This is a genomic window from Synechococcus sp. LTW-G (genome assembly GCF_054459035.1).
Genome location: NZ_JBTKYW010000011.1, coordinates 16,909 through 26,189 on the forward strand (window position 1 = coordinate 16,909; position 9,281 = coordinate 26,189).

At 65.2% G+C, this 9,281-nt stretch carries 9 protein-coding genes; 4 read left to right on the forward strand and 5 right to left on the reverse strand.

Annotation, left to right across the window (positions count from 1 at the left end):
• Positions 1-59: 59 nt before the first annotated feature.
• Positions 60-1,244 carry a GNAT family N-acetyltransferase gene (locus tag ACXIQ9_RS12140; RefSeq protein WP_459016796.1) on the forward strand — a complete coding sequence of 395 codons (1,185 nt, stop codon included), beginning with the start codon at positions 60-62 and terminating at the stop codon, positions 1,242-1,244.
• Positions 1,245-1,253: 9 nt separating this feature from the next.
• Positions 1,254-1,640, forward strand: coding sequence for a DUF4346 domain-containing protein (locus tag ACXIQ9_RS12145; protein WP_459016797.1), 387 nt, complete (start codon positions 1,254-1,256; stop codon positions 1,638-1,640).
• Here ACXIQ9_RS12145 and ACXIQ9_RS12150 read toward each other — a convergent pair.
• The gene (locus tag ACXIQ9_RS12150) at positions 1,637-3,244 is read right to left on the reverse strand and encodes a B12-binding domain-containing radical SAM protein (protein ID WP_459016798.1); all 1,608 of its coding nucleotides are present in this window, start codon (positions 3,242-3,244) and stop codon (positions 1,637-1,639) included. The two genes, ACXIQ9_RS12145 and ACXIQ9_RS12150, sit on opposite strands and share 4 nt — an antisense overlap.
• A 141-nt stretch (positions 3,245-3,385) precedes the next feature.
• On the opposite strand from ACXIQ9_RS12150, the gene petL reads away from it, so the two are divergent.
• Complete coding sequence (petL, locus tag ACXIQ9_RS12155; RefSeq protein WP_010313192.1) at positions 3,386-3,478, forward strand: cytochrome b6-f complex subunit PetL; 93 nt, start codon at positions 3,386-3,388, stop codon at positions 3,476-3,478.
• Here the strand turns inward: petL and ACXIQ9_RS12160 are convergent.
• Both ACXIQ9_RS12160 and rimO read right to left on the reverse strand, forming a co-directional pair.
• Complete coding sequence (locus ACXIQ9_RS12160; protein WP_296416353.1) at positions 3,465-4,709, reverse strand: MFS transporter; 1,245 nt, start codon at positions 4,707-4,709, stop codon at positions 3,465-3,467. The two genes, petL and ACXIQ9_RS12160, sit on opposite strands and share 14 nt — an antisense overlap.
• Positions 4,706-6,103, reverse strand: coding sequence for a 30S ribosomal protein S12 methylthiotransferase RimO (gene rimO, locus ACXIQ9_RS12165; RefSeq protein WP_459016800.1), 1,398 nt, complete (start codon positions 6,101-6,103; stop codon positions 4,706-4,708). The genes ACXIQ9_RS12160 and rimO overlap by 4 nt, the downstream gene beginning before the upstream one ends.
• A gap of 97 nt (positions 6,104-6,200) precedes the next feature.
• Here rimO and ACXIQ9_RS12170 point away from each other — a divergent pair, with 97 nt between their 5' ends.
• Positions 6,201-7,142, forward strand: coding sequence for a vitamin K epoxide reductase family protein (locus ACXIQ9_RS12170; protein ID WP_247476970.1), 942 nt, complete (start codon positions 6,201-6,203; stop codon positions 7,140-7,142).
• A gap of 3 nt (positions 7,143-7,145) precedes the next feature.
• Here the strand turns inward: ACXIQ9_RS12170 and nadB are convergent, their stop codons facing one another.
• Both nadB and psbU read right to left on the reverse strand, forming a co-directional pair.
• Entirely contained in the window at positions 7,146-8,783 is a 1,638-nt protein-coding gene (nadB, locus tag ACXIQ9_RS12175; protein WP_459016801.1) for an L-aspartate oxidase, read from the reverse strand.
• A 106-nt stretch (positions 8,784-8,889) separates the two neighbouring features.
• Complete coding sequence (gene psbU, locus ACXIQ9_RS12180) at positions 8,890-9,267, reverse strand: photosystem II complex extrinsic protein PsbU (protein WP_010313181.1); 378 nt, start codon at positions 9,265-9,267, stop codon at positions 8,890-8,892.
• Positions 9,268-9,281: the final 14 nt, after the last annotated feature.

Below are 9,281 nucleotides of genomic sequence, written 5' to 3' on the forward strand. Positions count from 1 at the left end.
ATGGTCAGGGCCGTAGCCGTTAGCGTTCTGCCCGCTGCCCGCCCCCTGGTTCTGAGCTGATGGCCGAGCTCACTGTTCGCTGGCACCGTTCGATTGAAGAGATCCCCGAGGCGCATTGGCAGGCCCTCACGGAGGCGGCTGGGCTCCCCTTCTACTCCTGGCGCTGGCTGTCTGGCCTGGAGCGCTCCGGAAGTGTCGCGCCTCGCCAGGGTTGGCAGCCCTGTCACCTGAGCCTCTGGCGAGAGGAGCAGCTGATCGCCGTCGCTCCGCTGTATCTCAAGGGCCACAGCTACGGCGAGTTCGTCTTCGATCAGTCCTTTGCGGAATTGGCCGCCCAGCTGGGCCAGCGCTACTACCCGAAGTTGCTGGGCATGAGCCCCTTAAGCCCCGTGGTGGGCTATCGCTTTTTCACCGCGGCCGGCGAGGACGCCCAGCAGGTCACCGCCCTGTTGATGCAGTGCATTGATCGTTTCTGCGCTGAGAACCAGATCTTCAGCTGCAACTTTCTCTATGCCGATCCCCAGTGGCAGGCCCTGGCGGAGTCGGCGGGCTGCGCCACCTGGCTGAACCAGCAGAGCCTGTGGAGCAACCAGAGCTATGGCTGCTTCGATGACTACCTCGCGAGCTTCAACGCCAACCAACGGCGCAACATCAAGCGCGAGCGCAAGGCCGTGGAGCGTGCCGGGATAACGGTGACGGCCTTGGCGGGGGAGGCGCTGCCGGCAGCGATGCTCGAGCGGATGCACCACTTCTATGCCCAGCACTGTGCCCGTTGGGGGCCTTGGGGGAGCAAATACCTCACAGAAGCCTTCTTCGATGAGGCGGCGGCGGAGCTGCGGGAACACCTAGTGCTGTTCAGCGCCCATCGGGGCGATCCCCACGATCCGGTGGCGATGTCGCTTTGCGTGCACACCGGCCAGCACCTATGGGGCCGCTACTGGGGCAGTGACGAGGAGATCGACAACCTCCATTTCGAGGTCTGCTACTACGCCCCGATTCAGTGGGCCATTGAGCGCGGCATTCAGCGTTTTGACCCTGGCGCTGGCGGCAGTCACAAGCGCCGCCGCGGTTTTGTCGCCCGCTCCCATGCCTCCCTGCACCGCTGGTACCACGAACCCTTTGATGCCATTGCCCGGCGCTGGTTGCCGGAGGCCAATCGCGAGCAGCTCAGTCAGATTGAGGCTGTGAATGCCGAGCTCCCCTTCACGGGGGCGACGCGATCTCTGACGGATTCCGCTGCGTAGCATCCGCCCATGAGCCCGTTTTCGCTAGAGCAGCGCCGCAGCCTCGATGAGGGGCTCTCCCAGCGCTTCATCGCCCTGGATCCCGCCGGTTATTTCCTGATCAAGATCGACCGAGAGGCGGGCGAGTTGATCGCGGAGCACTACAGCAATGCGATTGATGACCGAGGGCTAGCCACCGATCCCGACACCGGTGAGGTGATCAGCTGCAAAGGCGCGGGCCCCCGCGCTGCCGTGGCGGTCTATCGCGGCCGCAGCGCCAAGGAGTTGGGCATGGCGCTGACGGAAGGGGAGGGCCCCCATCTCTTGAGTTGCCTGGATCACGCCCTTTATCTGGGCCGTGAATTGCAGAAGGCGGAGCAGGCTCTCGAGAGCGGCGACACCTACATCCAGGACTAGGCCGGCTGCAATTCCCGCGTTGGCGTCGAAGGGCTGTTGGGGGGCTCTGGCGGCAGGGCGGCCAACTGCTCTTGGATTTCCTGGGTGACCACCGCGCGGTACTCCATGAAGTGTTCGTTGTGGGCGAGCACCACCAGGAACTGCTCGAGCACCGCAGGGTTCTTCTGGGCGACCTCCAGCAGGGATCGCCAGAAGCGCAGGCGAGTGTTGCGCTTCACGCCCTGACGCCAGAGCACGATCAGTAGGGCGCGCACATCGGTCCAGGCGGGCAGGGTGGCTTTACCAAAGGTGGCGGGCACGAATTCCTGCCAGCGCGGCTTGCCCATCTTCAGGTAGTAGTGCTTGACCCGGTCGATGTAGGCGTGGGGCTCATAGAGGCGACAGAAGGCGTCGACGTACTCGTTGGCGATGTCGCGAATCGGCCGGGTGGGCACGAAGTTCAGCAGGTTGGTCTGGTTGACCCCCTTGGCGTCGGCCTTCTCTTGGATGAGCCGGCCTTCCTTCTCCAGCCGGTGCCAGAGCCCGGTGTTGGGTAGGGCCTGGAGCATCCCCATCATGGCCGCGGGAATCCCGGTGCGGGTCACGAACTCGACGATCCGATCGCCGGCTCCGGTCTTCTCGCCGTCGAAACCGATGATGAATCCGGCCATGACCCGCAGGCCGTAGGAGTTGATCCGGTCGACGGCTTCCTCGAGGGAGCTGCGGGTGTTTTGGTGCTTCCCGGCCACCGAGAGGCTGGCCTCATCGGGGGTCTCAATGCCAAGGAAGACCGAGTCGAAGCGGCACTCGGCCATCATCTGCATCAGCTCTTCATCCGCCGCCAGGTCAACGGAGGCTTCGGTGGCAAAGCTGAAGGGGTAGCCCCGCTCGATCTGCCATTGCTTCAGGGCCGGGAGCAGCAACTTGGCGTTGCGCTTGTTGCCGATGAAGTTGTCATCCACCAGGAAGATCGAGCGCCGCCAGCCCAGGTCGTAGAGGGACTGGAGTTCGGCGATCAGCTGCTCAGGGGTCTTGGTCCTGGGCTTGCGGCCATAGAGAACGATGATGTCGCAGAACTCGCACTGGAACGGGCAGCCCCTGGAGAACTGCACGCTCATCGAGTCGTAGGCGTCGAGCTTCAGTAGGTCAAAGCGCGGCACCGGTGTGCTCGTCACGTCCGGCTTTTCGCCGTTGGCACTGAAGCGTCCGCCGGCTTCACCCTTCTCGATCGCCTCGATGAACATCGGCAGGGTGATTTCACCCTCATCGAGCACCTTGAAATCCGCCAGGCCCAGTTCCGGCGCGTCAGGGGTGGAGCTGGCGAAGGGGCCGCCGACGGCGACAGGAAGACCCCGCTCTTTGCCCTTGGCGATCTGCGCGGCCATGTCGGCCTTCTGCACGATCATCCCGGAGATGACCACCAGCTCAGCCCAGTCCCAGTCGGCCTCGCTGACCTCTTCGACGTTGCGGTCCACCAGCTTCATGGGCCAGTGCTGGGGCAGCAGCGCCGCCACCGTGACCATCCCCAGGGGGGGCAGCAGAACCTTGCGGTTCACGAGCTCGAGAATTTTCTCGTAGCTCCAAAAGGTCTTGGGAAACTCGGGGTAGATGAACAGAGTGTTCATGCCGTTCGGTGGTCTCCAGTGAGATGCGTGGAACGGCTGCCCCCTAGGGGACATCCGATGAGTTGGCGACCAGCCTAGGCCGAGTGACCAGGGGGCGGGCTGGTTTCTGCTCTAATAGCGCACAGTTGAACGCACCGAACCATGGGCCCCGTGATCTATCTCGCACTGGTCGGCGGTGGTTTGGTGGCGGCTGCAGCCATTTCCTTCGTGCTGCGCGGCATCAAGCTGGTCTGAGCCGCATCCTGCGGTTCCGCAGGAGCTCCCAGACCCCAAGGGCAGCCCCAAGGCTGCCAAGCACGGCCAGGCAGCTCCAGAGGCCTCCAGGCAGCGTTTCCGTGAGAAGCGCTGCCGCAAGACCACTCAGTCCTCCACCCCCCAAAAAGGCAATCTGACCAAGGCCTGCCATTCGTCCCCGGAGCACCTGGGGAGCATGCACTTGGATGATCAGATTGGTCCCCGCCAGAAGGCTTGCGGTGCCGGCTCCGATCAGGAAGGCCATGGCCAAGCCCCAGGCGAGTGCTCCTTGCTGGGCTAATCCGAGTTGGGCCAGTGCCGTCAGCAGGGTGGTGCTACCCAGTAGCCAACCCGGGCGCGCGCTGATTGCAGCGGCGTTGCGCTGCAGTAGGACCCCGCCGCAGATGCTGCCGCAGGCCAGAACGCTGGTGAACAGCCCCAGGGCCATTGGGCTTGGTCCCAGCAGCTCAAGGGCCATCAGTGGCGCCAGCCCAGGGTGGAAGAAGCCCACTAGGCAGGCCGCGGCGGTGAAGCTGAGGACGTGGCGCAGGCTGGCGCCGCACTCGCGCCAGGCCGTGAGCAGGTTGGCCGCTTGGCCGCCCTGACTGCGGCGTTCCCGCTCGCGATGGGGTGCCATCAGCCAGAGCAGGGTGAGGATCGGAAAGAGATAGGTGGCCGCATCCAGGCTGAGGGCCAGGGTGGGTCCGGTGGCCGCCAGCAGTAGTCCCCCCAGGGGCGGTCCGACCAATTTGCCGACGTTGAAGATCACCGAGAAGCTGGCGAGGTAGGGACCGAGTTGTTCGGGCTCGTCCACCAGCAGGGCGACGTATTTGTTGCGGGCCGTCAGCTCGTAGGTGCTCGCAATTCCGATGCCCAGGGTGCTGAGCAGAAGCAGCAGGTCCTGCTTGGGCCCCACCGTTAAGGGAATGGCGATGGCGCCGAGCACCGCTGCTGCGAGCAGGGCCCATTGGGCGCGGATCAGGACCCGCTCACTGCCGAGTCGATCGGTGAGTACCCCAGCCGGGCCGCTGATGACCAGGGTCGGCAGGGTTAGGACGGCGAAGTTGAGCGCCAACAGAAACGGGTTGCCGGCGCCCTCCATCAGCAACCAGCCTTTGGCGGTCAGCCCGGCAAAGGAGCCGGCGGTGCTGATCCCTGAAGCCAGTAAAAACGTGGTGCGTTGATGCCGCGTGAGGCGTCCTTGCAGACGCTTCAGTCCCTGTTGAATCAAGACTGAGCCCGCTGCATCGAGAGGGCGTCTTGGACCATGGCCTTGGCTCCCACCACCTCACCAATCAGGTCGTAGGTGTCCGCGGCGGTGATGCGCACCGGGACCATCGTTCCGGGGGCAGCGCAGAGCCCGCCTTCACCGGGCATCACCCGCACTTCGCCATCGACTTCGGGGGCAAAGCGGGCGCAGCGACCAATCATTTCGCCGCTGCTGGGGTTCTCCTGTTCGATCAGGACATCCACGATCCGCCCCACCCAAGCGGCGTTGCGCTCGGCGGCGATGGGCTGTTGCAGCGCCATCAGGCGGTCCTTGCGCTCAGCGGCGATCTCCGCGGGCACCTGGTTGGGCAGCTCGGCCGCGGGGGTCCCCTCCTCGGGCGAGAAGGTGAAGACCCCCACATGGTCAAAGCGTTGCTCGGCCACGAAATCCAGGAGGTGCTGAAACTGCTCCTCGGTTTCGCCGGGATAGCCCACGATGAAGGTGGTCCGCAGCACGGCGTCGGGGAGTTGCTCACGAATGCGCGCCAGCACACCGTTGGTGACATCGGCCTGCCAGGGGCGATTCATCGCCCGCAGGACATCCGGGTGGCTGTGCTGCAGCGGTAGATCCAAATAGGGCAGGACGTTTGGGACGTCCCGGTAGGCCGCCAGCACCTCAGGGGTGAGTCCCGTGGGATAGGCGTAGTGCACGCGGATCCAGGGAATCTCCACCTCGCCGAGCGCGCGCAGCAGCTCGGCCAACTGGGGCTTGCCGGCGAGATCAAGGCCGTAATTCGTCGTGATCTGGCTGATCAGGACCAACTCCTGCACGCCCTGGGCTGCCAGTTGGCGCGCTTCGGCAACGATGCTCTCGATCGTGCGGGAGCGTTGGTCCCCGCGCAGGTGGGGAATGATGCAAAACGCGCAGCGGTAGTCGCAGCCCTCGGCCACCTTCAGGTAGGCCACAGCCTCGCTGGTGGTCCGGTAGCGGGGCAGGTTCTCGTCGCCCACGAAGGTGGGGTTGGCGCTGACCTGATTCACGCGCTCGCCGGCTTCGACGCGCTCGAGCACGCTGACGATGTGTTGGTAGTCGCCGGTGCCAACGATGGCCTTGGCTTCCGGCAGGCTCTCGAGCAGTTCCCCTTGGAAGTGCTGGGCGAGGCAGCCGGCAATGATCAACTCCTTGCCCTGCTCGGCCAGTTCCACCAGGGTGCGAACGGACTCTTCCCGGGCGTCCTGAATGAAGCTGCAGGTGTTGACGACCACGACGTTGGCGTCGGCTTCATCGGCGCTGACCCCGTAGCCGGCCTCCGCCAGCAGGCCGAGCATGTGCTCAGTATCGACGCGGTTCTTCTCGCAGCCGAGATGCGCGAACGCCACGGTTTTTCCAGTGCTTGGTCGGGCGCTATCGGTCATGGAGGAGCTCAAGAAGGTCGGCCGCTCGCTGGCCAATCCCTAACCCTACTGATCAGGATCCCTGCCACAATTCCTCCAACGTCAGGAGTCCTGCGCCGTGAGTTCATCGCGCCTGAGTGAACGTCTGGGAAGCCAGCGCCGGCGCGGCGATGGCGGCAAGCGTTGGGTGCGGGTCGTGATGGCCGTTCTGGCCACCATCGGTGTGATTGACACCGGCTCGATCACCCTGAGCAAGTGGGGCTTGATCGGCAATCTCAGCTGCAGCTCGACCGGCTTGTTTGGCTGCAATGGCTGCGAGAAGGTGCTCTCCAGTGCTTGGGGTTCGCTGTTTGGACAGCCCCTGGCCCTCTTTGGACTGTTGGGCTACGGCGCGGTCCTGTTGATGGCCGTCGTTCCCCTCGTGCTGCAAGGGGAGTTGCGGGTGAGCCTGGGCCAGCGCAGCTGGTGGGGATTGTTCCTTCTGAGCACCGGCATGGCGGTGTTCAGCGCGGTGTTGCTGGGGGTGATGGCCTTTGGCATCCGCGATTGCTGCCCCTTCTGCATCCTCTCGGCCGGTCTGAGTTCAGCGCTGTTTGTCCTCAGCCTGATTGGCGGTGATTGGGAGGACCGCGGCCAGCTGATCTTCAGCGGCGTCATTACGGCCCTGTTGGTGGGCGTCATTGGTTTGGGTTGGGCGGCCTCCGTGGGGCGTCCGGTGGTGGATTCCGCTCCGGGTGTCTCCCCTCCGGTGCGCAGTGAAAGCGGGCCGGCACAAATCGCCTTGGCGGAACATCTGACGGCCAGTGGCGCGAAGGTTTACACCGCTTACTGGTGCCCCCACTGCCATGAGCAGAAGGAGCTCTTCGGTCGCCAGGCCGCCGAAAAGCTGACGGTGATCGAGTGCGCTCCCGATGGCCGCAATAGCCAGCGCGAGCTGTGCGAGGCCAAGAAGATTGAGGGCTATCCCACCTGGGAGATCAATGGCCAGCTCGATTCCGGTGCTAAGCCCCTGGCCAAATTGGCCGAGGCCAGCGGCTACAACGGACCGCCCCTTCAGTAAGCGTTAGTCCGCCAGGGCCTCAGTGCTGATGCTGAGCCCCTTGCGCTGTACGGTGTGGCGCCGCCAGAAGGGCTGCCTGGCTGGGGCGTCGACGCGGAAGTGACCGCCACGACTTTCGGTTCTGAAGAGCGCTGACTCCATCAGGAGGGCCGCCACGGTGGCCCGCTGCTTGAGGTCATGGGCTTTGGCCAGCCAACGGACCTGCTCTTGAGACAGCTGCAGAGCTTGGTCGTGCCCCAGTGTTTGGACGGCCTGCAGGAGGGGTTGCCCGCTGAGCGCGCCCTCCAGCTGCTGGCAGGCCCGGTAGCCCGCGAGCAGTTCGTGTCCGTTGCGCTCCACACCGGCCCGCTGCCAGCAGAGGCGTCGCAGCTCCTCGGTCTGCAGCTCGATCGCCTCGAGGCTGATGGGCGGAAGGTCCGTCATGGCCTTGCCAGGCAAGGGCTCTGGCCTGGCGGATTGGGCTGGGGACAGCTCGATGTCCCGCAGTTGCCTGGCGTAGACCAGGCATTCCATCAGGGAATTGCTAGCCAGGCGGTTGGCGCCGTGGACGCCGCTGCTGGCCACCTCCCCAACGGCATAGAGGCCAGGGATGGTGGTGGCTGAGCGCGCATCGGTGCGCAGGCCCCCCATGCAGTAGTGCGCTGCGGGCGCGACGGGGATGGGGGCCTCGGTGGGTTCAAGGCCCAACTCGCGGCAGCGCCCCAGGATCGTCGGGAACTGCCGCTCCAGCTTGCTGGTCCCGACGGGCCGCAGGTCGAGCCAGAGGTGAGGGGTCTGCCGCTCCCGCATCCGCTGGACCAGGGCCCGGCTGACGGCATCCCGCGGCGCGAGATCTCCGCCGCTGAGCTGGCTGACGGGGCTCTCCCCTTGGTCGTCGACCAGTCGCGCGCCCTCGCCGCGCACCGCCTCTGAGATCAGGAAGTGGGGGGCCCCCGGCAGCATCAAGGCCGTGGGGTGGAATTGAACAAACTCGAGATCGCGTACTGCTGCGCCGGCCCGCCAGGCCATGGCAATGCCGTCGCCGCTGGCCTGTTTGGGGTTGGTGGTGTTGGCGAAGAGGTGCGCCGCCCCGCCGGTGGCCAGTACCACCGCCCGGGATTGGAGCCACTGCACCGTGCCGTCCACCAGCACTTGCAGGCCGCGGCAGTGGCCGTCGCTGATCCAAAGCTGAAGTGCAAGGCCCCCCTGGATCCGCTGCAGGCCCGGCCGCTGGAGCACCTTGCGCTCCAGGGCATCCACCAGTGCTCCACCGGTGCGGTCCTGGGCATGCAGGACCCGCCGGTGGCTGTGGGCGGCCTCCAGGGTGGTGCTCAGTCCGCCTTCATGGCGGTCGAAGTCCATGCCCAGCTCCAGGAGCCGCTCGACGCAGGCCGGCGCCTCGCGCACGAGTAACTCGACCGCGGGCCGATCGCAGAGATCCCCGCCCGCCTTGAGGGTGTCCTGCAGATGGCTCGCGAAGCTGTCCTCAGGTCGCGTGACCGCAGCAATGCCCCCCTGGGCCCAGCGACTCGCCGAGCGGGGGGCGCGATCTTTGCTCAGCAGCAGGACGCTGAGACCCTCCGGTAATTCGAGGGCGGCCATCAGGCCTGCGGCACCCCCGCCCACCACGATTACGTCCCAATTGGAGGGAATGGACGGCATCAGGTCAGGACTGACTGAGGCAACAAAAAAGCCGTCGGGATGGCCCGACGGCGGTCACCGGCTGCGGAATCTAGACCTCAGCTGAGCGCTTGAAACGCTCAGGCAATCAACGGTATTGGCCGTCGTTGATCCGATCGAAGCCTTCGTTGAGGGCGATGGACGCCGGGGTGACAGTGAAGTTGCCCTTGTACTTCTCCACCAGTTCCTTCTGGCGATCGGTCAGGTCCAGGCTGAACAGGTCGTCAACACTGTTGTAGGGGCCACCCAGCACGATCTTGCCGGCCAGGGTGGGGTACATCCCAGGGAAGGCTTGGAAGCGACGGACCGAGCAGTTGTTCAGGTCGATCTTGTCGCCGCGCTCTGAAATCTTGTCGTCTGCGACGTTGCGCAGCGAGTCGGCCTGAGCGGCGGGGGCGATGATCAGGCTGAGGAGCAGGCCGGCCATCAGCACTCCACTCATGAGCCACGAAACCAGCCGTTTCATTGATAACTCCGTCT